Below are 25,293 nucleotides of genomic sequence, written 5' to 3'. Positions count from 1 at the left end.
TCGTTGATTGTTGGTTCGTGGTACTGCCGGTTCAGGCAGGCGTCTTAACGGCGCCAGTAGCCATAGCCGTAACCCCACCCGCCGTAATAGCGCGGATACTGCGGATGCCCGTAGTACCCAATCACGACAGGCGCCGTGTACACCGGCGGCGGCGGGGGCGGCGCTGCGTAGTAGACCGGCGGCGGCACGTAAGCCGGCACTACCGGCACTACCGGCACCATCGGAAACGCCGGCGCGCCTACACCTACGCCCACGCCGACGAACACATGCGCTTCGGCGCAACTCACCAGGCCGACACCGAGCGCCGCAGCGACTACCAGATGGCGAATGACTTTCATTTTCTGTTCCCCTTGTCGATCGGTGCGAGTCGGTTGGCTGCATCGAATGACTGCATTGTGGACACGCAGAATGAGGGGGAAATTAGCCGGGTGTCAGTTCGAAATTTGCGCATTGCCAAGGCGTTAATCGCTGGTCTCGAGCGCTCATTTCCGGCTCATTCTTCCCGCCTAAGCTTCATTCCATCGACGGGCAACGCCGGCTCCCACAGCCGGACCGAAACGGCCTGTTGCAACCCGGACTGGAGAAAATCATGTTTGCTGAACTTGCCAGGAAACTGAGCGCCTTGCTGATCACCACCGAGGACCACGAACGCGAGTCCTATCTGGCGTCGTCGGTCGATCTGGTCGATCTGGAACACCGCATCAACGTCGTGGAAACGCATGCGGATCCGGCGCGCTGGTATGTGTCCAGCACGCCGCACGAATGGAGGATTTGAAGCGCGCATTCCCGCCCACGCGGGAATGCGCGGCTCGTGCAAACGTTGCCAATGCGGGTGGATCAACTAGCTCGCGTGCTCCGGCGTAACGCGCCGTTCACGTGGGCTATTTGCGCGCCGCCACCCAGTTGCGATGAAAACCGTTCGGCACGCGGTGCGGATTTCCATCGTTGCTGCGGCCGCGCGCCGAAGGCGCCGACGTCGACGGCGCCGACGTCGACCACACTCGCCCGTTCGGCAAGCCAACGCTGCGTGTGTACCCAGCGGTTCCGGTACGTCACGCCGCCGTTCGCGAACTCGAAGCAATGGACCATCCCATGCCCCGCAAACCAGTGCTGCACCGGATCGGGACGAAGCAGATTCGGGCCGTTGCGGACCAGCACGCCCGCCAGCCTGGAGGGCAACTCGCCGCGCACAGGCAGCGGGCCACAGTCGACTTCGAAATCGATCGACGCCGGGTTGGCACGGTAGCCATTCGTTTTCAAACGTTCATTCACACGCCCGCTCAAATTTTCCCAATGGAAAGATGTTGATTTCAGCGACCCGTCTGATCAACCCGTCTTCTCACTAGAAACATCTGCCAGATCGAAGCGCTGCCATGCAAGACACGGCCGGGTGCTTGCCTGGCTTGCCGGCAGCGGCGCCCGGCCGACCCGTCAAGAACTCGAATGCACACGCAACCGTGTTCGACCTGATCGCGCGACGCCCCCCCATTCTCGGCAATGCGAACCAACAGACGGGCACATCGCATCAGTTTTCTCTAGAGTTGAAGGGTCGACCATCCAACACGCCGGTCGGCTTTGTCGCGCTAACTGTTCAGCGTGAGATTCAATCAAAGGGAAAATCAAATGAGAACTTCTGTTCACCACGAAGTAATGGCCTATTCCGAAGAGCAAACCGGGGTTCGTCAACTTCAAACGGGCGCCCCCTTGGCACTTAAACACACCATCAGCCCGGACGAGATCCGGGACAACCTGCCCGCCGGCCAAGGCGGTGTCGGGTTTTTATTTCACGCTACCGACTGGGAGACACTTTCGTTTTCATTTCACAATGTGAAGCACCGAAACGCGTCTTTCGAAGAAGAGCTTTGGAACACCAAGCCTTTCATTGCCTCACCGATCTATTCGGGCTCCCAGATCATCGGGGCCAATATTGCCTGTCCAGTTCCGCTCGAGCTTTGGCTCGGCAGCCCGCGCGGCATCAAGCGATTCCGCGAGACGCAATTTTTTCCGGCACTGGAACTGGCAAGACAAGCGGGCCTGAACATGGTGGCAATGGGCGCTTCCACGCCATACGCCTGCAACTACGGCGCACTGCCGCGCGATACCAAACCGCCGCATATCACCACGGGTCACGCCGCCACCGCGGCGATGCTGAAAGACTGGGCCATGCACTGCTGCAATGAACTCGACCTCGAGTTCGGCAAGACCAAGCTTGCTCTATTCGGCGCGGCCGGCCGGCTCGGCACGACGGTGGCCAAATACGCGCTCTACAAAGATGCACCGCGCGAGCTTGTTCTGATCGATCTGCCGGACAAGGTGAATCTGCTCACGGAGCAAGCCAAGGAGTTGATGGCGTCGGACCTGCTCGGCAAAACGCGGGTTTCCGTGCACACGTTCAGTCCGAACACCCCCTTGCCGCACTTCGACGGCGCCATTCTGGCGAGCAGCACCAGCGTGCCCTACCTCACCGCAGCCGATCTCAAGCGCGCGCAGTTCTGGATCGACGACTCGCACCCCCGGGCGGCGAGCGTCGAGGCTGAACTCGCGTCACGCGGTCATACGCTATATATTGAGTGCTTCGCCCGTGGCCCGGCCGGACTCAACACCACCTTCCCGTTCCGGCTGCCGACCACGCGCGATTGCTATACCTGTTTCGCCGAAGGCTACTCCGCCTGGCAGGAAGGCATTGCGTCCGACTTCATCATCGGCAGCCCGCCCGTGTGGTCCGTCTCCTACACGCACAGCCTGCTGAAGAAGTACGGCTTTGCGGTCGGCCCTTTTCATGGGAAAAACGGCTCGCCGATCGAACTGGATGCACAACTTCGCGGCAAGCGAGAATTGATGGGCTCGTAAACGTCATTGGAGGCCTGATGGTAATACCGCGCGAGAGCATGCGGGACGTGCTGGAACGAAGCCGGTTTGCAATACGATGGGGCGGCGCACTGGGCCTCCTGTGCCACCCCATCTACTACGTAGTCTGGACCTATGTCCTGCCGCAACCTTACGACAACCTCTCCCTTCGATTGAGTGCGGCGCTCGTCTGCATTCCGTTGATTTTCCAGGCGCATTGGCCGAAGCGGTTCAACCATTACCTGTTGATCTATTGGCATTGCTGCCTGATCTACGTACTGCCATTCGTTTGCACTTTTCTCGCGATCAGAAATTCATTCTCCACCATGTGGATGATGACCGAGGTCATGATGATCTTCATCATGGCGCTGTGCATCGACAATCCGCTTTTGCTGATGGGCTGCATCGGCATCGGCGTATTCTCCGGGGCGCTCGCCGCGGTGATCAGTTCGCCGGTTCCGATTGTCGTGACCGCCGCCGATCAATCGAATCTCGCCTTGCTGCCGGTCGTCGTTCTGTGCAGCATGGCCTTCAGCCATGCGATCAGCAAAGGGCGCATCTTCGTCGAAAAGAACCGTGCGCTGCAGGCTCTTGCCGGTTCGATCGCTCATGAAATGCGCAACCCTCTCAGCCAGTTGCGCTATGTGCTGGATCGCGTGGAAGAAGCCCTGCCCGCGACAATGGGCTCCAACCGGCCGCTGGCACTCACACACGACAGGCACGATAGCCACGACAGGGCCGAGAGCGCCGCGGGGCTTTATCGTCATCTCGCCCAAGGGCAGTTGTCGATCGAGCGTGGCCTTCGCATCATCGCCATGACGCTCGACGAAGTCAGCGCCAAACCCATCCGCCCGGATTACCTCACGTATCTGAGTGCGACGGGTACCACGCGCAAGGCGCTGGAAGAATACGGCTTCGGCGATGAAAAGGAGCGCGACAAGGTCAGGCTCGTGGTGCGCGAAGACTTCACCTTCAAGGTCGACGAAACCGTCTATCTGTTCACCCTGTTCAACCTGATCAAGAACGCGCTGCATCACATCGCCACGCACCCGGCGGCCACGCTCACGCTGACGATCGAGCAGCAGTCGGTCATGGTTCGCGACACCGGTCCCGGCATTGCGCCCGACATGCTGTCGCATCTGTTCGAGCCCTTCCGTACAGCGGGCAATTCGGACGGCACAGGACTCGGACTCGCCTATTGCCAGCGTGCGATGCGCGCCTTCGGCGGCAGTATCAGTTGCCGTTCGGAAGTCGGCAAATTCACGGAATTCACGCTGCAGTTTCCCGTCGTCCCGAAGAGCGAAATCGTGGACCACGAGCGGCAGATTTTCGAACGCGCCACGCCTGTCTTCAAAGACAAGCGCATTCTCATCGTGGACGACGACGCGGGTCAGCGCGCGCGAGCCTGCCGTGCGCTGTCGAAAGTGGGCGCATACCTGAGCGAAGCGGAAAACGGCGCGATCGCATTGAGCGTGCTCCGGGAATCGGCTCCTTACGACCTCGTGCTGATGGACATCAACATGCCGGTTCTGGACGGCTACGCGACCGCCGAGAGAATTCGCGCCGGTCACGATTATCCGAGCTGGAATGTCCTGATCGCCGCCTATACGGCTGAGCCCGGCACGGTGGTGCGCGTGCTCGCCCGCCGAGCCGGCATGGACGAAATCATCAGCAAATCCTGCAGCGTGCTCGAATTGATCACGACGCTCCAGGCGCTTTTCGAAAACGGCAACCGGCACCACTTGAGCCAGAAATCCGACGCATTCTCCGGCAAATCGATCCTGGTCGCGGACGACGACACCTATAGCCGGCTGGTGGCCAAAGCCTATCTGGAGCGATGCGGCGCGAGCGTCGTCGAGGCCGAGCATGGCCAAGCCGTGCTCGCGCATCTGCAGGCGGACGGCGTGATCGACGCGATCGTCATGGATATGAACATGCCGGGAATGGGCGGCCTGGAAACGACCGCATCGATTCGCGCCCGTGCCGATTCGTACGCCGCCCTGCCGATCATCGCCTTGACCAGCCAGTCCGATATCAAGGCGGTCCAGACCTGTCTGACAGTGGGCATGAACGAAGTCATGATCAAACCCGTGCAAGCCAGTTCTCTCTATGCGTGCCTTGCGAGACAGTTTGCACGGCAACGTGGCTCGAACGCGCCGACGGAAGCCGGTCTACCGCCGACGCCGCCGGCCATGCCGGCGGGCAAGCTGCCGATCGTGAGCGAAAGCGAACTGCTCGACGAGAAACACCTCGAAGAACTGGCGTCGCTCGATCTGCTCGACGAATCGTTCCTCAAAGGCATCGAGCAGATTCGCCAGCTCGTGGCCCGGCTGGCGGCCAGTGTCGCGGCTGTCGACCTCGAATCGACGCACGGCGCGCTGCACCTGCTGCTGGGCGTCAGCGGCAATATCGGCGCAAGGGCGCTGCATCAGTTCGCGCGGCAAATCTATCCGCGCGTGGTGGAAGGCGAATGGCCGGTGGAAACCGATTGGCTCGCGCGCATCTGCATCTTGAGCGAGCGTTCAACCGATGCGTTGCAGACGTATTTCGCCACGGCCAAGGCACGCCGCGATCATCGGGATTTTCTGAGCGACTAGTGGCGATACGAGCGGCGATATAAGCGGCCATCCGGGCCATTCGATTTCATCGCGAGGCCACCTGACTGTCGGACGGTTCTTCGTCGTCAGCGGTGTGCATGTGGCTATTGAAACTGGGAAAGCCCATGGTCACCGTGGTCCCCGCACCGACCGTGGATTCGATCCGCAGGCAGCCGCCGAACGATTGCATAATGCGGTTGCAGAAGATCATGCCCATGCCGTGGCCGCCGGCGCCCGCGTACGTAGTCACCGGATCCTGCAGGAGACGCGCCTTGACCTCTGGCGCGATCCCCGGGCCATTGTCGCGAATGCGGATCTCCGGTTCAGGGAATGCCACCACTTCGAGGCGCAACGAAGGCGCGCTGGTGCCGTCGAGCGCGCGCAGCGCGTTGGACAGCAGCGAAGACAGCACGAGCGCCACGCAATTGGGCATGGCGTGCACAACAAAGTCCCCTTCCACGTCGACCTTCACCCAATCGCGCTGCGACGCGACAAACGGATAGGTGTCGAGCAGCGTGGCGATCAACCGCGTCGCTCTGACCGCGCGCGTGCCGCCGCCCGAGGCGGACTTCTGGCCGCCGCTCTTGTGCACCGTCGCCCAGAAAGACGAGATCAGCGTCAGGCAATACTGGGCGTTGTTCAGCATCGACTTTGCCGCGAGGCCGATCTCCCGCTGACGCTCCGGGTCGTATTGCTCGGCCACGTCGTTCTCGACGGAGCGCGCGAACAGCGAAATCGTCGCCAACGGCGTATTCAGTTCGTGGGCGAGAAAAGCGAGCGTCTCGTCCATTGCCAGCAGCCGCTGTTGACGCGTTTCCCGCTCCGTATAGCGCGCGGTTGCCAGTTGCAGGACCTCGCGCACCATGTCCGTTCGCAGCGGCTTTTCGATAATACGGAACACGTCGCCCGTATTGACCGTTTGCAGCAGCATGTCCTTGTCGGCATAGGCGGTCACGAGAATGCGCACGATTTGCGGATACTCCTGCGCCACCTGGCGCAGCAGATCGTCGCCGTCGCGGCCCGGCATGCGGAAGTCCGTCACCAGTACCGCAATCTCCGAAGCGTGCTTGCCTAGCACCGTCATCGCCTCGTCGGCGCTTTGGGCGACATACACTTTGTAATCGGCACTCATCGCGCGCGCGAAGTGGTTGCGCGACATCTCGTCGTCGTCGACGAAGAGAATGGAAAACGGCGGCTGCATAGGGTCACTCATCGCATTCCCAGCGGATGGCGGCGGGTCGACATTGCACGGAGCCCACGTTGCGGATGATAAAAACGGCTTGCCGGTGACAAGCGCCGAACCGATTTGGAGTTTGGAAGTATAGGGTATCGCGTCAGACAAAAACCGGGGGAAACACCGCACGCCCTTACCCAATATGCATCGCCGCCGGTCAGACCGGCTCGCTGCTTGCGAAGGCACGCCGCTTGCGTGCTGCCGGAACCGGACTTCTCGACTGTCGGCTGCCCGTCGGGGCGGCGCAGCATGGACGCCCGACTCCTTCCACCAAGGGGAAGCGGTGTCATGGAATTGACCAACGATGGCGATACCGGCCGGGCCGGGCGCGTGCGCAGGCGGCGGCAGTCCCGGGTGCTGTCGCGATACGCCGGGCGACCCATCCGGCTGATCTGGCGTTACGTGGCCCGTCGCAAGCTGGCGCACGCTATCGTGCTGGCCAGCGTCGTGGCAGCGGTCGGCTGTGCGCTCGCGTCGCAATATGGGATCCGCAATCTGATCGACGCGTTGCCGGGCGGCCGCGCCCATCCGCAACAGGTGATTCACGCGTTTGCCGTGCTCGTCGCGCTGATCCTCGCCGACAATCTCTTCTGGCGCATTGCCGGATGGATCTCGGCGCGCACGTTCGTGGCGGTGACGGGCGACATCCGGCGCGAGATGTTCGACTATCTCACCGTGCACGCCCCGACCTTCTTCGCCGACAAGCAGCCCGGCGTCCTGTCGAGCCGGATATCGGCGACGGCCAACGCGGTGTACGTGATCGAAAACACGGTGGCGTGGACGGCCTTTCCACCGTGCCTGACCGTGGTCGGGGCGATCGTCATGGTCGGCGTGGTCAGCATTCCCATGAGCCTCACGCTGGTCGCGATTTCGGTCGGGCTGGCTTTCTGCCTGTTCCTGCTGGCGCGCAAAGGCACCGCCCGGCATGAGGCGTTCGCCGCGCAGGCTGCCTCGGTGGACGGCGAACTCGTGGACGTCATCGGCAATATGGGGCTGGTCCGCGCCTTCTGCACCGTGGTGATGGAACGGGGGCGCTTCGACGCGCTGCTCGCCGCCGAAGGCGATGCCCGCAAGCGCAGCCTGCTTTACCTCGAGAAGCTGCGCCTGTTGCACGCGTTCGCCACCTGCATTCTGTCGGCTTGCGTGCTCGGGTGGACCGTGTGGCTGTGGAGCGTCGGCCGTGCGACCACCGGCGACGTCGTTCTGGTCGGCTCACTCGGTTTCTCGATCCTGCACGGCTCGCGCGATATTGCCGTGGCGTTCGTCGACCTGACCCAGCATGTCGCCCGGCTTGGCGAAGCGTCGCAGACACTGCTGATCCCGCACGCCATGCCCGAGCCGACCAGGGCGGCACCGCTCGAAGTCCGGCGCGCCACCGTGGACTTCGAAGACGTGACGTTCGCGTATCCGGGCCGCCGCCCGGTGTTGAGCGGTCTGAACCTGCATATCGGCGCGGGCGAGCGCGTCGGTCTCGTCGGCCCCTCGGGGGCGGGGAAATCGACCATCCTCGCGCTTCTGCAGCACTTCTACGAGCCGGGCTCCGGGTACGTGCGGATTTCGGGCCAGGACATTGCGCATGTCACGTTGCAAAGCTTGCAAGGCGCCATCTCGGTCGTGCCGCAGGACGTGTCGCTGTTTCACCGCTCGCTGCTGGACAACATCCGCTACGGCTGCCCCGACGCGAGCGAAGCCGACGTGCGCCGCGCGTGCGAGGACGCCTATTGCCTCGATTTCATCAACGCGATGCCCGAAGGGCTCAACACCGTCGCGGGCGACCGCGGCACCAAACTCTCCGGCGGACAGCGCCAGCGCATCGCGATCGCCCGGGCCATCCTGAAAGACTCGCCCATCCTGCTGCTCGACGAAGCGACGTCGGCGCTCGACACCGCATCGGAGATCGCCATTCAGGCGGCGCTCGAACGGCTCATGAAGCATCGCACCGTCGTCGCGATCGCTCACCGGCTGTCGACGTTGCAGTCCTTCGACCGGATCGTGGTGCTCAACCGCGGCCGGGTCGTTCAGCAAGGCACGCCGGCCGAGCTGGCCGCCGTGCCGGGCATCTATCGCGACACGCTGGCGCGGCAGATCAGACGCACGCCCGCACCGCGCCCCGATCTCATGTGATGCGGGACGCACGCGACGGCGCAACGGACTCCGTTCACGCGCCGTCGCGGTCGCCAGCACCGAACAGCCGGCGCACGAGTTCACGGCCCCGGCTCGTCAGCCGCAGCGTCGACGTGCCGCCCACTATCACGCCCTCCTCGCGCCGGTCGATTTCGATCAGATCGTATCGGCTCAGGGCGAGCACGTCGGGATCGATCGCCTCCGGACGGCGCTCGGTGTCCGCGAGACGCAGCAGTGTCGCGAGTTCATGATGGCTCAGCATCGGTTACCTCGTCGGTTGAGACAGGAAATGCCGTCATGCTAGTTCGCGAGCCCGACATTCGGGCTACGGTTCTGTTGCCTCAAGTTACGCGGTTACATGTCGGCACGGTGCGCGTGCTTCGCTGGTGCCCGACGACGTCCCGCGTCGCCGCTACCTTTTTCCGTATGCTCGCGCTCGCGCCTGGACAGACGGCAAGGCGCCACCGGTTGGCCGACCGTAACAAATCGAAACGCCCGTCAAGGTACGGTCGTGAGAATTGGCTCCACAGTCGGATAGACTCTGCAAGTGATTGTCTGGATTCCTGTCGCCGGCGACGGCGATGCCCCATCCTGGGAGTTCGTATGACGCTCTTCGACAGCAATTGGCCGGGCCGTTCCTCGACGGCGGTCGCCGGGTGCCACGGATCCGGCGGGAGACCGTCATGAGCGAAGCGTCGTCAATCCCGGTCAAGCGTCCGCGGCGCGGCCGCATCGTGCTGGCGCTCGTGGTGCTCGCGCTGATCGCGCTGGTGGTGTTTCATCTGTTGCGCTCGAAGGCGCCCAAGCCCGGCGTGGCGCCCCAGGTCGTGACGGTCGCCGCCGCAACCACGGGACCGATGCCGGAGACGCTGAGCGAACTGGGCACCGTGACGCCGGTCGCCACCGTGACCGTGCTGCCGCAACTGAGCGGCTACCTGACCGCCGTCGGCTATCGCGAAGGTCAGGACGTCGAGAAAGGGCAATTCCTCGCGCAGATCGACTCGCGCCAATACGAAATCAGCAAGCGGCAAGCCGAGGCGCAACTCGCCAAGGACAAGGCGGCGCTCGCCCAGGCGCGCGCCGATCTCGTGCGCTTTACGCAACTCAACGAGCGCAAGTCGATCGCCGAACAGACTTACGCCGATCAACAGTTTCTCGTCCAGCAGGACGAAGCGGCGGTCAAGGCCGACGAAGCCAACGTCGCGCAATTCGTTCTCGACCTGCTCTACTGCCACATCACCGCGCCGGTGTCGGGACGAGTCGGACTGCGCCTCGTCGACCCGGGCAACTACGTGACCGCGTCGAGCCAACCGGGCATTGCGGTGATCACGACGATGAAGCCGACCACCGTCGAATTCACCGTGCCGCAAACCGCGCTCGACAAGGTGCTGCAACGCATCAACGCCGGCGCGCAGCTACCCGTCGCCGTATTCAGCAGCGACAATTCCCGGCAAATCGCCACCGGCACGCTGTACGCGATCAACAACCAGATGGCGACCGCGACCGGCACCGTCACGCTGCGCGCAACCGTCCCCAACGACGACGAGGCGCTCTTCCCCAACGAGTTCGTCAACGTCAAGCTGCTGGTCGATACGCTGCAAAACGCGGTGCTGGTGCCGACGCCCGCCGTGCAGAGCGGCGCGCCCGGCGACTATGTGTATCTCGTCAACGCCGACAACACGGTATCGGTGCGCAAGGTCACACTGGGACCGGGCGACGGCCAGCATACGGTGATCACGTCGGGGCTCGCCGCGGGCAACGTGGTCGTCACCGACGGCATGGACCGCTTGAGCGACGGCGTGAAGATCAAGGCGTCGGCGACGCGGCCGGCTTCGGGTACAGCGGGCGCTTCGGGCGCTGCGGGCGCTGCGGGCGCCTCGGCTGCGGCGCCCGGGTCCGCGTCCACCGCGCGGCGCACACGTCCGGCGTCCGCGCCCGACACGGCGTCCACGGCCTCATAACACGCCGCCCCGCCGATGAACTTCTCCCGCCTGTTCATCCTGAGACCCGTGGCGACGTCGCTGCTGATGGTCGCGCTCGTGCTCGTCGGCCTGGTCGCGGTGCGCTTCCTGCCGGTCTCGTCGCTGCCCGACGTCGACTATCCGACCATCCAGGTTCAGACCTTCTATCCGGGCGCGAGCCCGAACGTGATGGCGACCACCGTCACCGCGCCGCTCGAGGTCCAGCTCGGCGAGATTCCGGGCTTGCAGCAAATGGTGTCTTACAGTTCGGAAGGCGCGTCGGTCATCACGCTGCAATTCGATCTCTCGCTGAACCTCGACATCGCCGAACAGAACGTGCAGCAGGCGATCAACGCGGCCAACAGCTTCCTGCCAACCGGCCTGCCCGCGCCGCCGACCTATGCGAAGGTCAACCCGGCCGATCAGCCGATCCTCACGCTTGCGGTCACCTCGAAGTCGATGTCGCTGACGCAGTTGCAGGACACGGCCAACAATCGCCTCGCCACGAAGATTTCCGAGGTCCCCGGCGTCGGTCTCGTGACGACCGCAGGCGGCAACGTGCCGGCCGTGCGCGTCGAAGCGGACCCGCAAAAGCTCGCGGCCTACGGTCTGAATCTCGACGATCTGCGCACCCTGCTTGCGAACGTCAACGTCAGCCAGCCGAAAGGTAACTTCGACGGGCCAGAGCTCGACTACACGATCAACGCGAACGACCAGATCGTCGACCCGCAGGACTATCTGGCTACCGTGATCGCGTATCAGAACGGCGCGCCCGTGTATCTGCGCGACGTCGCGCGCGTGAGCCAGGCCGCGCAGGACGTGGGACGCGGCGCGTGGTACGGCCGCACGCCGGCCATCGTGCTGAACGTGCAGCGTCAGCCGGGCGCGAACGTGATCGCCACCGTCAACCAGATCATGAAGCAGCTGCCGGCGCTCGAATCGACGCTGCCCGCAGGCCTGCAGGTCACGGTGGTGGCGAACACCACCGGCGTGATCCGCTCATCGGTCTCGGACGCCGCATTCGAACTCGTGCTCGCCGTCGTGCTGGTCGTGCTGGTGATTTTCGTGTTCCTGCGCAACGTGCCCGCCACCATCATTCCGAGCATCTCCGTGCCGGTCTCGCTGATCGGCACGCTCGCCGTGATGTACCAGCTCAACTATTCGATCGACAACCTCTCGCTGATGGCGCTGATCATCGCGACGGGTTTCGTCGTCGACGACTCGATCGTGATGATCGAAAACATCGTGCGCTATCTGGAGGAAGGCAAGACGCCGCTCGAAGCCGCGCTCGAAGGCGCCGGGCAGATCGGCTTCACGATCCTCTCGCTGACGGTCTCGCTGATCGCCGTGCTGATTCCGCTGCTGTTCATGGGCGGCGTGATCGGCCGGCTCTTCAGCGAATTCGCGATCACGCTCGCGGTGACGATCGTGATTTCGGCGGTGGTCTCGCTGACCGTCGTGCCGATGATGTGCGCGCGTCTGTTGCGCGCGCAGGCGCAACGCCATCCGAGCCGCTTCGAGCGGTTCAGCGAGGGCCTGTTCGACAAGACGCTCGCCGCGTATGAACGCGGCCTGCGCTGGGTGCTCGATCACCAGACGCTGACGCTGGTGGTCGCGCTCATTACCGTCGCGCTCACGGCGATCCTGTACATCGTGATTCCGAAAGGACTATTCCCGGTGCAGGACGTCGGCGTGATTCAGGGCATCAGCGTGGCCGACAACTCGGTTTCGTACACTGCCATGGTCCGGCGTCAAAGCGCGCTCGCCGACGCGATTCTGAAGGATCCCGACGTGGTGTCGCTGACCTCGTACGTCGGCATCGACGGCACCAATCCGACGCTGAACAACGGCCGGTTCCTGATCAATCTGCGCCCGCGCGACGACCGCTCGCTCACGGCCGAGGAAATCGGCCGCCGCATCCAGCAGGAAGTTGCCGACGTGCCCGGCATCCGCCTTTATCTACAACCCGAGCAGGATCTGACGCTCGACACGTCGATCTCGCGCAACCAGTACAACTTCGTGCTGCGCGGGCCGAACCAGAAGGCGTTCGATCAGTACGTGCCCGCATTGATTGCGCGCATGAAGCAGATTCCCGCCATCACGGACGTCACGAGCGATCTGAACACCAACGGCCTGAGCGTGAACGTCGAAGTGAACCGGCAGCTTGCCGCGCGCTACGGCATCACGGCAGCCACGATCGACAACGCGCTGTACGACGCGCTCGGCCAGCGCATCGTCTCGACCATCTTCCAGCAGTCCGACCAATATCGCGTGATTCTCGTGGCGAAGCCGGAGACGATACCCACCGTGCAATCGATCGGCAATCTGTATCTGCCGAGCCAGACCAGCAGCACCGGCCAGGTGCCACTGTCGGGCATCGCGAAGATCAGCATCACGCAATCGCCGCTTTTGATCAGCCACCTCGCGCAGTTCCCGGCGGTCACGATCTCGTTCAACCTCGCGCAGGACGCGTCGCTGAGCGCCGCCGTAGCGCAGATCCGCGACGCCGAGCACGCGGTGGACTTGCCGCCGTCGATCACGACATCGTTCCAGGGCGCGGCCCAGGCGTTCGAAGACTCGCTTTCCAGCGAGGTGTATCTGCTCATCGCCGCGCTGGTCGCGGTGTATATCGTGCTCGGCGTGCTGTACGAAAGCTACATCCACCCGGTGACGATTCTCTCGACGCTGCCGTCGGCCGGCATCGGCGCGCTGCTGGCGCTGATGATCGCGGGCAGCGATCTCGACGTGATCGGCATCATCGGCATCGTGCTCCTGATCGGCATCGTCAAGAAGAACGCGATCATGATGGTCGACTTCGCGCTCGAGGCGGAGCGCGTGCATGGCAAGCCTGCGCGTGAAGCGATCTTCGAAGCGTCGCTGCTGCGCTTCCGGCCGATCCTGATGACCACGCTCGCCGCCATGCTCGGCGCGCTGCCGATGCTGCTCGGCGCCGGCACCGGCTCGGAACTGCGCCGGCCGCTCGGTCTCGCGATCATCGGCGGACTCACGCTCAGCCAGGTGCTGACGCTCTTCACCACGCCGGTGATCTATCTGTTCTTCGACCGCGCCGCGCAGCGCGTGAAGAACCGGCGCCGCGCCGCGAATGACGGCGCCGCCGCGCCGCCGGAGAATGCACCGTGAACATCTCGGCGCTCTTCATCCGGCGCCCGGTCGCGACCGCGCTGCTGGCGGTCGCGATCCTGATCTCGGGCGCGCTCGCGTATTTCCGCCTGCCGGTTGCGCCGTTGCCGAACATCGCCTTTCCGGTGATCGCGTTGCAGGCGAACATGGCGGGCGCGAGCCCGGAAATCATGGCCGCCACCGTCGCCGAGCCGCTGGAGCGGCGCCTCGCCACCATCGCCGATGTGAGCCAGCTGACCTCGATCAGTTACGTGGGCTCGTCGCTGATCATCGTCGTGTTCGGCCTGAACCGCGATATCAACGGCGCGGCGCGCGACGTGCAGGCCGCCATCCAGGCCGCGCGCGCCGATCTGCCGACCACGCTGCGCAGCAATCCGACGTATCGCCAGTACAACCCGGCCGGCGCGCCGATCATGGTGCTCGCGCTGACCTCCGACACGCTGACAAAGGCGCAGCTCTACGACTCCGCCGATTCGGTGATCCAGCAGCAGTTGTCGCAGATCGACGGCGTTGGGCAGATCACGCTCGGCGGCGGCGCCTTGCCCTCGGTGCGCGTCGAGCTGGAGCCGGGCAAGCTGAACAGCTACGGCATCGGCCTCGAAGACGTGCGCGCGGCGATCGGCGCGGCGAACGCGAACAGCGCGAAAGGGCATATCGACCAGGGCGAGCAGCGCTACGTGGTGACGTCGAACGATCAGATCAGCAAGGCCGCGCCCTATCGCGACGTGGTGATCGCCTATCGCGACGGCGCGCCCGTGTTGCTGCGCGACGTCGCCCAGGTGCGCGACTCGAACGAGAATATCCGCAATGCCGGGCTCTACAACGGCAAGTCGGCCGTGCTCGTGATCGTCTATCCGACGCCGGGCAGCAACGTGGTGCAGACGGTCGGGCAGATCCGCGCGCGCCTGCCGATCATTGAAGCCGCGTTGCCGAGCACGATTCACGTGAATGTCGCTATCGACCGCTCGGAATCGGTGCGCTCCTCGGTGGCCGATACCGAGCGCACGCTGTTCATCGCGGTGCTGCTGGTGGTGGGTGTGGTCTTCGTGTTCCTGCTGTCGCCGCGCGCCACGCTGATTCCGGCGGTCGCGCTGCCGCTTTCCATTGTCGGCACCTTCGGTCCGATGTATCTGCTCGGCTATAGCATCGACAACCTCTCGCTGATGGCGTTGACGATCGGCACCGGCTTCGTGGTCGACGATGCCGTGGTGGTGCTGGAGAACATCGTGCGTCATCTCGAAGCCGGTCTCGATCCGAAGGAAGCCGCGCTGCGCGGCAGCGCCGAGGTCGGCTTCACTGTCATCTCGATGAGCCTCTCGCTGATCGCCGTGTTCCTGCCGATCCTGCTGATGCCCGGCATTGTCGGGCTGCTGTTTCATGAGTTCGCCGTCACGCTCTCGATTGCGATCCTGCTGTCGCTGCTCATCTCGCTGACCATCACGCCGGTCATGTGCGCCTACCTGCTCAGCCGCGAGCGCGCAATGCATTCGCCGTCGCGCTGGGCCCGCTGGGTCGAGGCGCAGTTCGAGCGCTTCAAACAGGCATATTCCCGCTCGCTCTCGGCGGCGCTCGACCACGCACTCGTGGTCGTCCTGCTGCTGATCGGCCTGCTCGTGCTCAACGTGTTCCTGGCCCGCTTCCTGTCCGCGACGTTCTTCCCGGAACAGGACACCGGCATTCTGATCGGGCAGATCATCGCCGACCAGAGCGTCTCGTTCAACGCCATGGAAAAGAAGCTCGCGCAATTGCAGGCGATCGTGAAGCAGGACCCGGCGGTGGCGTCGGTCGCGGGCTTCACCGGCGGACGCGCGTTGAACACCGCTAACGTGTTCATCGAACTCAAACCGCTCGCCCAACGCCATCTGTCGGCGACGGAGGTGGTCAACCGCTTGCGGCCGAAGCTCAACGCCGTCTCGGGCGCGCGGCTCTTCCTGCAGGCGCAGCAGGATCTACAGATCGGCGGACGCCAGGCCGCTGCCGAATACCAGTACACGCTCACCAGCGACGATGCCAACGCACTCTTCACGTGGGTGCCGAAACTCGTGACTGAACTCGGCAAATACCGTAGCAAGATGGAGGACGTGAACTCGGACCTGCAGCAAAACGGCTTGCAGACCTACGTGAACTTCAGCCGCGCGACCGCCACGCGTTACGGATTCCAGCCGAACCAGATCGACAACGTGCTGTACGACGCTTTCGGCCAGCGCACCGTGTCGACCATTTACAACCCGCTGAATCAGTACTTCGTCGTGATGGAAGTCGCGCCGGCCTACTGGCAGTATCCGCAAGCGCTCAATCAGATCTACCTCAGCACGGCCGCCGGTAACGCGAACGGCACACAGCAGACGCAGATGTCGCGTGCCACCGTCAGCGCCGTGCAACAGGCGGCGGCGGTCAGCAGCGCGTCGAGCACCAGCGCAAATACGAACTCGCTGAACGCCGACGCCGAAGCGAACCAGCAGACCAACAGCATCTCGAACAGCAAGGGCGGCAATTCCAGCGGCAGCGCGGACAGCACCGCCGCCGAAACCATGGTCCCGCTCTCCGCGATGATGACCTTCTCGAACAGCCACACCGCGACCCAGGTGAACCACCAGAGCGGCCTCGTGGCCGGCACCATCTCGTTCAATCTGCCGGCGGGCGGATCGCTCAGCGAGGCCGGCCAACTCATCACGCAGGCCGAGCGCGACATCGGCATGCCCGCGTCGGTGCACGGCGCGTTCGCGGGCGCCGCGCAAGCGTATGCGCAGTCGATGGGCGCCGTGCCCTTGCTGATTCTCGCCGCGCTGGTGGTGGTCTATCTCGTGCTCGGCGTGCTGTATGAGAACACGGTGCACCCGCTCACGATTCTGTCGACGCTGCCGTCGGCGGGCATCGGCGCGACACTCGCCTTGCTGATCTTCGGCACGCCCTTTTCGGTGATCGCGATGATCGGCATCATTCTGCTGATCGGCATCGTCAAGAAAAACGGCATCATGATGGTCGATGTCGCGATCCAGTTGCAGCGCCACGACGGCATGAACGCGCGCGATGCGATTCACGAGGCCGCGGTGGTGCGGCTGCGCCCGATCATGATGACGACCGCGGCCGCCGTGCTGGGCGCGGTGCCGCTTGCGATCGGCATCGGCCAGGGCGCATCGCTGCGCCAGCCGCTCGGCGTGACGGTCATGGGCGGGCTGCTCGTGAGCCAGGTTTTCACGTTGTACACGACGCCGGTGATTTATCTGTACCTCGACCGGCTGCGCGCGCGACTCGCGAAATGGTCAGCGCGCCTGCCGTGGAATCGCCGCGGCGAAGCACCCGATACGAGCGCATGATGAAGACGATCTCCCCCATCCGACTGGCCGGCGCGATGCTGGCCTTATCGACTGTGTTGACAGGCGGCTGCATGGTCGGCCCCGACTATCATCGCCCGCCCGTCGCGACGCCCGCCACATGGAAGGAACTGCCGGGCTGGACCGAAGCGCAGCCCGCCGCCGAGCGTCCGAAGGGCGACTGGTGGACGGGCTTCAACGACCCGCTCATCAACGAGTTCGAGCCGCTCGTGTCGGTATCGAATCAGACCGTGCGCCAGGACTATGCGAACTACCAGGAGGCGCTCGCCGAAGTGCGGCTTGCGCGCAGCGCCCTGTTCCCGACCATCGGCGTGACCGGATCGGTGACCCGCGCACGTTCGTCGACCGGCAACTTCAACAGCAGCGCACTGGCCGGCGCGGGCGCGAGCAGCTTCCAGCGCATCAACAACGCCGGGTCGCTCGAAGCCAACGCCAGCTGGGCGCCCGACCTGTGGGGCCTCGTGCGGCGCAACATCGAGGAAAGCGCCGCCACTGCGCAGGCCAGTCAGGCGACGCTCGCGAACGCCACGCTCTCCGAACAGATCGCGCTGGCGAACGCGGTCATCGACCTGCGCGTGACGGATGCGAATATCGACTTGCTCACTCACACCGTCGATGCATTCGAGCAATCGTTGCGCGTCGTAGCCGAGCAGGACAAGGCCGGCACCGTGCCGCCTTCCGATCTGGTGAGCGCGCAGACCCAACTGGAGTCGGCGCAATCGAGTCTGATTGCGCTGGGCGTCGCGCGGGCTCAAAACGTTCATGCGATCGCCGTGCTGGTCGGCAAGAATCCGGAAGAGCTGGACATCCCCCCGAACACCACGCTGCCGACGCTGCCGTCCATTCCCGTCAGCGTGCCGTCCACGCTGCTGGAGCGCCGGCCCGACATTGCCGCCGCCGAGCGTCAGATGGCGGCGCAGAATGCCGCGATCGGCGTGGCCGTCGCCGCGTATTACCCGACGATTTCGCTGTCGGCGCTGGACGGCTTCACGCAGTCGCCGTTGGCCGGCCTGCTGCACATCAGTAACTATGTGTGGTCGTTGGGCGGCCAGGCGAGCGAAACGCTTTTCGACGGCGGCCAGCGCAGCGCGCAGGTCGATGCGGCAAGAGCGTCTTACGAAGCGGCCGTGGCCAATTATCGCGGCACCGTCCTGACGGCGTTCCAGGGTGTGGAGAACGACCTCGCCGGCTTGCGGATCCTCGCGCAGCAAGCCGAGGTGCTGGAGCGTGCCGTACGCGATGCGACGCGCGGCACCGAGATCGCGCGCAATGAATACCAGGCGGGGACGGTGGACTTCACGACGGTCGCAACGGCGCAGGCAACGCAGTTGAATCTTCAGCAGACCGCATTGAACGTGCAGCAAACACGGTTGCTCGATGCGGCGTCGTTGTTCGGCGACCTGGGAGGCGGCTGGTCCACTAGCGAATTGACTGATCCACGCAAACCAGTGCAACAGAACGCGTCGCCCTGAGCCGCGCTAGTCGTTGTCTTTCGCCACCACCGCGCCCGTGATCTGATGCCGCGCCAGCGACGCCGTGACGAAGCCGGACGCTTTCATGTCCTCGACGAATTTCGACAGGTATGCGGCCGCGTCGTCGCCCTTTGCCTTGGGTACGCCCATCGCCTGACGGATCACCATGAAGCGCTGATCCAGTATGCGCACTCCGCCGGTTTTGGCGGCGTCCTTTTCGAGCTGTTGCTTGACGCCGGCGGCCACGTCCAGATGCTGATCGAGAAAGCCCTGCACGACCGCGGGCGAAGTCGGAATCCGCACGATTGTCGCGTGGTGTAGTTCGCGCGTCAGAAACAGATCGTAGGCGCTGCCTTTGCCGACCGCGACCGTTACGCCGGGTTGATCGACCTGCTCGTTGCTGGTGATCGGCGAGGCCGCCCGCACGAGATAAAAGCCTTCTATGAGCACATACGGTTTCGTGAACGCGATTTCCTGTCCACGCTTCGGATCGACCGCGAAGAAACCGATGTCGGCCTTGTCCTGATTGACGTTCTCGACCGAGGCGCCCGCCGACTTGACCGCGACCAGTTGCAGCGGCACGCCGAGCCGTTTGGCGAATTCGCCGGCGAGATCGACGGACACGCCGACCGGCTTGCCCGTCGCCGGATCGAGCGCGGCCAGCACGGGGTTGCCGAGATTGATCGACGCGCGCAAGGTTCCGCTCGGCGCGAATACGGCGGCCATCGATGCGCTTGCCGGTTTCGAGGTTGCGGCTGGCTGGGCGCTCGCGTCGTTGGGTTGCGCGAATGCCGGCAAGACCGCGGTGGATACGAGGATCGATGTGAATATTCTGAGCATGCTGCTGTGTCGCTCCGTGTTCAAAATTTTGTTGTAGGACATGCAGGCTCGGCAGCGCCCCATATCTCCTCAGGATAGCGAAGCTAGCATGTTCGACAGCCGTCTGATATGAGCCTTGAACGCGATGCTCGCCTCGCGATCGGTGGTGGGATTCAGATGCGACGTCTCAGCGAGTTGAGCCTGCTCGTGGAAATCGTTAGCCACTGTACGTCGCACTTCCGGTGGCAACGACCGCACGATGGAGACCAGTAATGCCTCTTCGGCGTGAATCATGCCCAGAATCGAATGAGTGTCCATGGAAGAAACTCCGTTGATGGCGCGATAAGTCAAATCTAGCATGCTCCGCGCCGAGTATTCCGGTTACTTCCGCATACCTCTCGTTACAAACCGCCAGCGGCCGGTTGGTTATCATGTGCGATCGCATCGCTCTGAGTACCCGTTGGCTAATTATGAGGAATATCGGAAAAGCATTGGTGGTCGGTCTGGTGCTCGCAGAGGTCGCATTCGCCGTTTACCTACTGTCCCCAAAAAGTGATCCGTCGACCCGCGATCCCGGGGCCGTTACGGACGGCTCTGCGGCGCTGGCTTCGGACAAGGTTCAGTCCGGCACGTTACATGTGAACGCCGACGCCGCTCTCAGCGCGTCGTCGCCCGCCGCAAGCACGGAGACCGCCGCACGCGTCCCCGCACAAATCCCCGCTCAAGCTGCGCAGGGACACATCACGTCCGCGCCCGCGCCCGAACCGTCAACGGAGCACGCCGCGCAATTGCCACGGCAACCGGCACAACCGCACCCGCAAACCGTGCAAACACCCGCGGTGGCCACCGTCCTGGCCGCCACCGATTCAAAAGCAGCCACCGTTGTGCAACCCGGCCGCGGCCGTGACGGTCTGCACCGCCGCGATTCGAATTCGGTCTCGTCCGCGGCGACGGACGAACTCGTCAAGGAATCCGCCAAGCTGGATCCGGCGCTCCCGCCGCCTGAGCCTGCGCCGTTTGTGCACGACGATCAGCCGCATCGTGGCTCGAACGCCGTCGCGGCCGCGATGACGCAACAGCTCGTCAAAGAGTCCGCCAAGCTCGATCCGGCATTGCCGCCGCCGAACCCGTCGGGCATGCACTAAACGGGGGAACCGCCGCTCGTTCGATCGTGGTGATCATGATGTCACCGCGATCTCGCGCGCCGGATGCTGAAGCGGTCATGCGTTCGATTGCGCGGTAGTCTACGATGTAGTTCAGATCCATGCGCTCCCGCAGCAACACGATTGCCACTTCAGCGCAGGCCTGGACGCATTTCCATCGCGGCGAACCTTGATGGAGGACGAGCATGACCAACGACTCCCCCGACAAAGCAGAACGCGGCACAGGCTGGATCGACCAGCCCGAAGACGCAGAGGTTATCGCCGTTCTCGTCGAGAAAATCAAGGCGCAGCAGGCGGCGATCGCAGCCAGTAGCAACACTCATCTGGACGGACGCGTCGACCGCGGTCAGCATCAGAAGCAAACGCTCGGCGCCCTCGGCACGCTGCGGATCTTCGAAACGATACCCACTGCGCTCAAGCATGGCCCTTTTGTGAAACAGGACGAACTGGGACCGTCGCTTTGCTATCGGGTCGCCTGCCGCTTTTCTAATGGGCAGCCCTGTCCTTTCTCCGACCAGGCCGCCGACGTTCGCGGTGTCGCCATCAAGTTCTTCACCGCGCAGGGCATTGAAACCGATCTCCTCATGACCAACGAGGGCGGCCGCTCGCATGCGAGAAACGCGGTGCAGTTCATGGACTTCGCCGATATCCTCGTCGCCCAGATCGCTAGAGGCGCGCTTGGGGCACTGGAGCAGGCGTCGATGGAAGTGTTGAGCGGCAAACTCGGCCCCGTCGAGACAGCCCGCATCGTCGCGATCCTGGCAAAGGAGACGACTCTGCGCTCCGTCGAGAGTCTCACGACCGAGCGGTTCTGGGGCTCGGTGGTCAAGCTGGGCGTCGCGGCCATCAAGTACTCGCTTCAACCCGAAGATACAACCGTGCGAGGGACAAACGGCGATCGCCACGGCGACGACTATCTGCGCGAAGACCTGCTGAATCGCCTGAAAACCGGTCCGCTCAAATGGCAACTCTGCGTGCAGTTCTTCGTGGATGAGGAGAGCACGCCGGTCAACGACGCATCGGTCGCATGGGCGGAGCCGCCGATTGCGATAGGTGTGCTGGAGATCGCGACACTGCCCTCCGCCGACGACGAAGCGCACATCAACCAGATGGCATTCAACCCGGCCAACGGCTTCGAACCGCTGGGCATCACACACGCTCGCAAGAACGTCTACGCGGCCAGCGCCGCGAATCGCGTGGACCGCGGCGTATTGTCGAGCGATGAGGCGCGCCGATATATAGAACCCATGTGAAGGTTCCGCGCGAGTGTCGCAACGCTCCTCTGGACCAGCCGGCTCAATTCAGACGCCGCCCGCCGTCGACGACTATGGTCACGCCCGTGCTGAACGTCAGATGCGTCGCGCACGCCTCGATTGCCGAAGCGACATCGTCCGGCGTGCCGATGCGGCGAAGCGGTGTCGTCGCCGCGACTTTGTCATTGAAGTCGGCGCCGCGCCCCGGCACGAACGTCGTATCGACGGCTCCCGGCGAAACGTTCAAAACCCGAATGCGCGGCGCCAGCGCGCGGCCCAACGAAGCCGCCATCACGTCGAGCCCCGCTTTGGCGGCGCAATAGGCGATATTGCTGCCCTGCCCCGTGGTCCCCGAGATGGACGAGACGTTGATCACCAATCCGTCGCCGCTTGACTCGAGTAGCGCACGGAAAGCGCGGATCGCCGCAAACTGCGCCCGCCAGTTCACGGCAAATATCTGGTCGATCAGCTCGTCCGTGAGTGCATCGAGATTCGCGTGCGGCACGGCCTGCGTGATGCCGGCCGTATTGACCAGCACATCCGTGCGCCCATACTCGGTTTGCACTTTCACGGCCAGATCGTTGAGCGCGTTACTGTCGGTGATCGAAACCGCCGCGGCGAGATGTCCGCTCCCCGGCAGCGAGTCGACAACTCCTTGCGCCTTCTGCAAATCCGCATGACTGGTCACGACGATGCGCGCGCCCAGTGCCGCCAGGCGCCGCGCCGTCGCGCTGCCGATACCACCGGACCCGCCGAGTATCACGCAGACCTTCCCTTCCAGAGACTGTGCCGTCATTTCAACGCCTACGCATGAATGGAATACCGACCGTCACGCCGTGCGAGCGACGCCGTAACGACCGGGTCAGTGAGACCCTCGATAAGAGTATCGTTTCCCGGATGGTACGCCTGACAACCACTTTCGAAATTCGGACGATCTTTGGATTGGGCCGCGCAAGCCCAGACCGTCAGAAGCTGGTACGCAAACCGACGCGAGCAAGCGTCTGCGAGCGGTTGCTCGCCGCGCCGTCCGGTTGCAGCAAACCGTTGATCCATGCCCGCGTCACTGCCGCGTCGCCACTCGCGCGCTGATAGATCGCTTCGACATACGCGGTGGTGCGTTTCGAAAAGCTGTACTGCAACGCGGTGGTGACCTGTTGCGCCTTGTTGTTCAGCAGCACGTCGTTGCCCTTCATGTACGCGTAGTCGAGACCGAGTGTCCACGGGCCGGAGATCGTCCACGACGCGCCGCCTTTGTAGACGTCGATCTTCGCACCACTCGCCGTATTTTTCGTGTTGGTGTAGAGCAACATCCCCAGCACGCTGCCGAAATTGTAGTGCGCGCCGAAACCGAAATTGCGGATGCCGTCGTGACCGTCGCCCAATTGCGGATACTTCACCTCGACATATGCCGCGCCGATGCCCAACGGACCGTTCGCATAGTTCGCGCCGAAGCTCATTGTCGAGTCCGACGAGAACGAGCCGGGTACGCCACCGAATCCATAGAGCGCACCGACCGTGAACCCCGCGATATCCGGGCTGCGATACTTGACCGAGTTCCCTACGCGTGTCGCGCCCGCCATGCGGTCGAAATCGAATGAACCGGTCGGATTGTTCGGCACGCCCAGCGCCGTAAACGGCCCCTGGCGAAAATCGTAGATGCCGCCGAACAGGAACGCGCCGTCATACAGGCCGAGCGTCAACGTCTCGAACATGAAGTCGTACTGGGTGCCGAAGGTGAGCGAGCCGAAGCGGTCATTGGTGAGACCGACCAGCGCCGTGCGGTTGAAAATCTGCCCGGCGCCCGGAATCGTCGCGCCGCTGCCCAGATCGAACTGCGACGTGAGTTCGAAAATCGCCTTGTTGCCGCCGCCCAGATCTTCGCTGCCCTTGAACGTCAGCAGGTCCGGCGAGAGCACGCCGCTGTCGAACAGCGTCGCGGCGCCGCCATGCTGGTTGTTCACATACGTGACGCCCGCATCGATCACGCCTTGCAGCGTCACACTGCTTTGCGCGACGGCTATATTTGGCACGATGCCCGGCGCGATGCATGCGAACGTGCACCCTGCCATCGCCAGGCGCTTCGGCTTGGTCCCTTTCATAGCTGTCTCCTCCAGTCGTTGTTGAATATCTGTCGTTGTTCGATGCGGATCTCGACCGGCGTGAGCGACGCACCCTCGCACGGTCCATCGACACACACGCCGTCTTCGAAGCGGAACATCGCGCTGTGATGCGCGCACATCAGCAATTCGGCGTCGTAGGCCCAGAACGTGTTCGGTTCGTAGTTCAGGGGAATCGAGAAGTGCGGGCACACATTGCGGTACGCCCACGCGTCATCGCCACGGCGCAGAATCACGACGCCTGGTGCGCCGGCACGGTCAGCGGGGATTTCCAGCGCGCCGCCATCGGGAACGTCGTCGAGCGCGCAGAGAAAGCCTTGATGAGGTTCGGGATTCGCCGCGTTCATCGCCTCGCCTCCTCATACCTGCCGCGCGGACAGCACGAAGTCGCGCTGCACTTCGAAGAACGGGCTCGGCAGCGCCCACTCTTTGGCAGCGGTAGCGTCGTGATTCGGCACGTAGTCGATCACGAGCGACGGCTTCGAGCCGAACACCGCATCGGAGTGAACATAGGGATCGCCCTCGGAATAAAGCGCGGTGGTCAGCGTCTCGTAGCCGGGCGCGACGATCAGGAAATGGATGTGGGCAGGCCGCATCGGATGACGGCCGGTCGCCATCAGCATCTGTCCGACCGGGCCGTCGGTCGGAATCGGATAGCTGGTAGGCTTGATGGTCCTGAATGCGTATTCGCCGTTCGGCCCCGAGCGGAATTTACCGCGCAGGTTGCTCTCGGGCTGATTGGGATCCTGGCCTTCATACATGCCGTTGTTCGCCGTTTCCCACACCTCGATCAAGGCACCGGCCACCGGCGCGCCGCCTTCGTCGACGAGGCGGCCATGAATCAGCGTCGGCTCGCCTTCCGTGTGGGCGATGTTGGCGCCGAATTCTTCTTCCTTGGCGCCTTCGCGATAGAACGGGCCGAGCAGGCTGCTCTCGGTGGTGACGCCGCCGCGCCCGTGATTGATCGCATCGATCATGATCGACAGGCCGAGCGTGTCCGACAGCAGAATGAATTCCTGGCGGATGCCGTTGCACATCTTGCCGGTGGCCGTCAGGAATTCGATGCCACGGCGCCATTCGTCGCCGGTCAGTTCGACTTCGCTGGCGAATGCATGCAGGTGGGTGACCAGCGCGGTCATGATCTGCTTGAGGCGCGGATCGGTGCAATCGGCAAACGTATCGAGCACGTTCTGTGTCAACGGGTGGATGGTTTTATCGTTCATGCCTGGC

Annotated in this window: 20 protein-coding genes; 10 read left to right on the top strand and 10 right to left on the bottom strand. The window is 63.7% G+C overall.

Going from position 1 to position 25,293, the window contains the following annotated elements:
* Window positions 1–44: 44 nt before the first annotated feature.
* Window positions 45–338: a hypothetical protein gene (locus tag ACQKRQ_RS31465; RefSeq protein WP_408177191.1), complete on the bottom strand. Its 294-nt coding sequence runs from the start codon at window positions 336–338 to the stop codon at window positions 45–47.
* Between the two features lie 251 nt (window positions 339–589).
* On the opposite strand from ACQKRQ_RS31465, the gene ACQKRQ_RS31460 reads away from it, so the two are divergent.
* Window positions 590–775: a DUF3563 family protein gene (locus ACQKRQ_RS31460; RefSeq protein ID WP_427481377.1), complete on the top strand. Its 186-nt coding sequence runs from the start codon at window positions 590–592 to the stop codon at window positions 773–775.
* Window positions 776–837: 62 nt separating this feature from the next.
* Here the strand turns inward: ACQKRQ_RS31460 and ACQKRQ_RS31455 are convergent, their stop codons facing one another.
* Complete coding sequence (locus ACQKRQ_RS31455) at window positions 838–1,272, bottom strand: carotenoid oxygenase family protein (RefSeq protein WP_427481376.1); 435 nt, start codon at window positions 1,270–1,272, stop codon at window positions 838–840.
* Between the two features lie 378 nt (window positions 1,273–1,650).
* On the opposite strand from ACQKRQ_RS31455, the gene ACQKRQ_RS31450 reads away from it, so the two are divergent.
* Both ACQKRQ_RS31450 and ACQKRQ_RS31445 read left to right on the top strand, forming a co-directional pair.
* Window positions 1,651–2,850: a hypothetical protein gene (locus tag ACQKRQ_RS31450; protein WP_427481375.1), complete on the top strand. Its 1,200-nt coding sequence runs from the start codon at window positions 1,651–1,653 to the stop codon at window positions 2,848–2,850.
* A gap of 17 nt (window positions 2,851–2,867) precedes the next feature.
* Complete coding sequence (locus tag ACQKRQ_RS31445) at window positions 2,868–5,444, top strand: ATP-binding response regulator (RefSeq protein ID WP_427481374.1); 2,577 nt, start codon at window positions 2,868–2,870, stop codon at window positions 5,442–5,444.
* 46 nt (window positions 5,445–5,490) lie between these two features.
* On the opposite strand, the gene ACQKRQ_RS31440 is transcribed toward ACQKRQ_RS31445, so the two are convergent.
* Window positions 5,491–6,657: a hybrid sensor histidine kinase/response regulator gene (locus ACQKRQ_RS31440; protein ID WP_132382643.1), complete on the bottom strand. Its 1,167-nt coding sequence runs from the start codon at window positions 6,655–6,657 to the stop codon at window positions 5,491–5,493.
* 309 nt (window positions 6,658–6,966) lie between these two features.
* Between ACQKRQ_RS31440 and ACQKRQ_RS31435 the strand changes: the two genes are divergently transcribed.
* Window positions 6,967–8,802 (top strand): ABC transporter ATP-binding protein, encoded by a 1,836-nt coding sequence (locus ACQKRQ_RS31435; RefSeq protein WP_427481373.1) that lies wholly within the window; start codon window positions 6,967–6,969, stop codon window positions 8,800–8,802.
* A 34-nt stretch (window positions 8,803–8,836) separates the two neighbouring features.
* On the opposite strand, the gene ACQKRQ_RS31430 is transcribed toward ACQKRQ_RS31435, so the two are convergent.
* Entirely contained in the window at window positions 8,837–9,064 is a 228-nt protein-coding gene (locus ACQKRQ_RS31430; RefSeq protein ID WP_427481372.1) for a hypothetical protein, read from the bottom strand.
* A 421-nt stretch (window positions 9,065–9,485) separates the two neighbouring features.
* Here ACQKRQ_RS31430 and ACQKRQ_RS31425 point away from each other — a divergent pair, with 421 nt between their 5' ends.
* From ACQKRQ_RS31425 to ACQKRQ_RS31410, 4 genes are read left to right on the top strand one after another with little or no spacing between them, the layout of a single operon-like run.
* Window positions 9,486–10,763 carry an efflux RND transporter periplasmic adaptor subunit gene (locus tag ACQKRQ_RS31425; RefSeq protein WP_427481371.1) on the top strand — a complete coding sequence of 426 codons (1,278 nt, stop codon included), beginning with the start codon at window positions 9,486–9,488 and terminating at the stop codon, window positions 10,761–10,763.
* A gap of 15 nt (window positions 10,764–10,778) precedes the next feature.
* Window positions 10,779–13,904 carry an efflux RND transporter permease subunit gene (locus ACQKRQ_RS31420; protein ID WP_427481370.1) on the top strand — a complete coding sequence of 1,042 codons (3,126 nt, stop codon included), beginning with the start codon at window positions 10,779–10,781 and terminating at the stop codon, window positions 13,902–13,904.
* Window positions 13,901–17,221 carry an efflux RND transporter permease subunit gene (locus ACQKRQ_RS31415; RefSeq protein WP_132382633.1) on the top strand — a complete coding sequence of 1,107 codons (3,321 nt, stop codon included), beginning with the start codon at window positions 13,901–13,903 and terminating at the stop codon, window positions 17,219–17,221. Before ACQKRQ_RS31420 ends, ACQKRQ_RS31415 begins: the two co-directional genes overlap by 4 nt.
* Window positions 17,218–18,711, top strand: coding sequence for an efflux transporter outer membrane subunit (locus ACQKRQ_RS31410; protein ID WP_427481369.1), 1,494 nt, complete (start codon window positions 17,218–17,220; stop codon window positions 18,709–18,711). Before ACQKRQ_RS31415 ends, ACQKRQ_RS31410 begins: the two co-directional genes overlap by 4 nt.
* A 6-nt stretch (window positions 18,712–18,717) precedes the next feature.
* On the opposite strand, the gene ACQKRQ_RS31405 is transcribed toward ACQKRQ_RS31410, so the two are convergent.
* Window positions 18,718–19,437: an ABC transporter substrate-binding protein gene (locus tag ACQKRQ_RS31405; protein ID WP_427481410.1), complete on the bottom strand. Its 720-nt coding sequence runs from the start codon at window positions 19,435–19,437 to the stop codon at window positions 18,718–18,720.
* Window positions 19,438–19,620: 183 nt separating this feature from the next.
* Window positions 19,621–19,848, bottom strand: coding sequence for a hypothetical protein (locus tag ACQKRQ_RS31400; RefSeq protein WP_427481368.1), 228 nt, complete (start codon window positions 19,846–19,848; stop codon window positions 19,621–19,623).
* Between the two features lie 176 nt (window positions 19,849–20,024).
* Between ACQKRQ_RS31400 and ACQKRQ_RS31395 the strand changes: the two genes are divergently transcribed.
* Together ACQKRQ_RS31395 and ACQKRQ_RS31390 are read left to right on the top strand one after the other, a co-directional pair.
* Window positions 20,025–20,675, top strand: coding sequence for a hypothetical protein (locus tag ACQKRQ_RS31395; RefSeq protein WP_427481409.1), 651 nt, complete (start codon window positions 20,025–20,027; stop codon window positions 20,673–20,675).
* 203 nt (window positions 20,676–20,878) lie between these two features.
* The gene (locus ACQKRQ_RS31390; RefSeq protein WP_427481367.1) at window positions 20,879–21,946 is read left to right on the top strand and encodes a catalase; all 1,068 of its coding nucleotides are present in this window, start codon (window positions 20,879–20,881) and stop codon (window positions 21,944–21,946) included.
* Between the two features lie 43 nt (window positions 21,947–21,989).
* On the opposite strand, the gene ACQKRQ_RS31385 is transcribed toward ACQKRQ_RS31390, so the two are convergent.
* The 4 genes from ACQKRQ_RS31385 to ACQKRQ_RS31370 all read right to left on the bottom strand — a co-directional run bounded on the left by ACQKRQ_RS31385 (window position 21,990) and on the right by ACQKRQ_RS31370 (window position 25,286).
* Window positions 21,990–22,742 (bottom strand): SDR family NAD(P)-dependent oxidoreductase, encoded by a 753-nt coding sequence (locus ACQKRQ_RS31385; protein WP_132382621.1) that lies wholly within the window; start codon window positions 22,740–22,742, stop codon window positions 21,990–21,992.
* A gap of 169 nt (window positions 22,743–22,911) precedes the next feature.
* Complete coding sequence (locus ACQKRQ_RS31380; RefSeq protein WP_427481366.1) at window positions 22,912–24,045, bottom strand: porin; 1,134 nt, start codon at window positions 24,043–24,045, stop codon at window positions 22,912–22,914.
* Complete coding sequence (locus ACQKRQ_RS31375) at window positions 24,042–24,410, bottom strand: Rieske (2Fe-2S) protein (RefSeq protein WP_408177176.1); 369 nt, start codon at window positions 24,408–24,410, stop codon at window positions 24,042–24,044. Before ACQKRQ_RS31375 ends, ACQKRQ_RS31380 begins: the two co-directional genes overlap by 4 nt.
* Window positions 24,411–24,422: 12 nt before the next feature.
* Entirely contained in the window at window positions 24,423–25,286 is an 864-nt protein-coding gene (locus ACQKRQ_RS31370; RefSeq protein ID WP_427481365.1) for an intradiol ring-cleavage dioxygenase, read from the bottom strand.
* Window positions 25,287–25,293 lie beyond the last annotated feature (7 nt).

This window comes from Paraburkholderia sp. NPDC080076, from assembly GCF_050281145.1.
In the GTDB taxonomy this organism is placed as follows: domain Bacteria; phylum Pseudomonadota; class Gammaproteobacteria; order Burkholderiales; family Burkholderiaceae; genus Paraburkholderia.
Note: the sequence above shows the minus strand (reverse complement) of the source record. Positions and strands in the feature narration are given on the sequence as shown.

What these genes read in the sequence shown, in the direction of transcription:
- ACQKRQ_RS31465 (WP_408177191.1), bottom strand. Translation starts at nt 338, where the DNA reads ATGAAAGTCATTCGCCATCTGGTAGTCGCTGCGGCGCTCGGTGTCGGC.
- ACQKRQ_RS31460 (WP_427481377.1), top strand. Translation starts at nt 590, where the DNA reads ATGTTTGCTGAACTTGCCAGGAAACTGAGCGCCTTGCTGATCACCACC.
- ACQKRQ_RS31450 (WP_427481375.1), top strand. Translation starts at nt 1,651, where the DNA reads ATGGCCTATTCCGAAGAGCAAACCGGGGTTCGTCAACTTCAAACGGGC.
- ACQKRQ_RS31445 (WP_427481374.1), top strand. Translation starts at nt 2,868, where the DNA reads ATGGTAATACCGCGCGAGAGCATGCGGGACGTGCTGGAACGAAGCCGG.
- ACQKRQ_RS31440 (WP_132382643.1), bottom strand. Translation starts at nt 6,657, where the DNA reads ATGAGTGACCCTATGCAGCCGCCGTTTTCCATTCTCTTCGTCGACGAC.
- ACQKRQ_RS31435 (WP_427481373.1), top strand. Translation starts at nt 6,967, where the DNA reads ATGGAATTGACCAACGATGGCGATACCGGCCGGGCCGGGCGCGTGCGC.
- ACQKRQ_RS31430 (WP_427481372.1), bottom strand. Translation starts at nt 9,064, where the DNA reads ATGCTGAGCCATCATGAACTCGCGACACTGCTGCGTCTCGCGGACACC.
- ACQKRQ_RS31425 (WP_427481371.1), top strand. Translation starts at nt 9,486, where the DNA reads ATGAGCGAAGCGTCGTCAATCCCGGTCAAGCGTCCGCGGCGCGGCCGC.
- ACQKRQ_RS31420 (WP_427481370.1), top strand. Translation starts at nt 10,779, where the DNA reads ATGAACTTCTCCCGCCTGTTCATCCTGAGACCCGTGGCGACGTCGCTG.
- ACQKRQ_RS31410 (WP_427481369.1), top strand. Translation starts at nt 17,218, where the DNA reads ATGATGAAGACGATCTCCCCCATCCGACTGGCCGGCGCGATGCTGGCC.
- ACQKRQ_RS31405 (WP_427481410.1), bottom strand. Translation starts at nt 19,437, where the DNA reads ATGGCCGCCGTATTCGCGCCGAGCGGAACCTTGCGCGCGTCGATCAAT.
- ACQKRQ_RS31400 (WP_427481368.1), bottom strand. Translation starts at nt 19,848, where the DNA reads ATGGACACTCATTCGATTCTGGGCATGATTCACGCCGAAGAGGCATTA.
- ACQKRQ_RS31390 (WP_427481367.1), top strand. Translation starts at nt 20,879, where the DNA reads ATGACCAACGACTCCCCCGACAAAGCAGAACGCGGCACAGGCTGGATC.
- ACQKRQ_RS31385 (WP_132382621.1), bottom strand. Translation starts at nt 22,742, where the DNA reads ATGACGGCACAGTCTCTGGAAGGGAAGGTCTGCGTGATACTCGGCGGG.
- ACQKRQ_RS31380 (WP_427481366.1), bottom strand. Translation starts at nt 24,045, where the DNA reads ATGAAAGGGACCAAGCCGAAGCGCCTGGCGATGGCAGGGTGCACGTTC.
- ACQKRQ_RS31375 (WP_408177176.1), bottom strand. Translation starts at nt 24,410, where the DNA reads ATGAACGCGGCGAATCCCGAACCTCATCAAGGCTTTCTCTGCGCGCTC.
- ACQKRQ_RS31370 (WP_427481365.1), bottom strand. Translation starts at nt 25,286, where the DNA reads ATGAACGATAAAACCATCCACCCGTTGACACAGAACGTGCTCGATACG.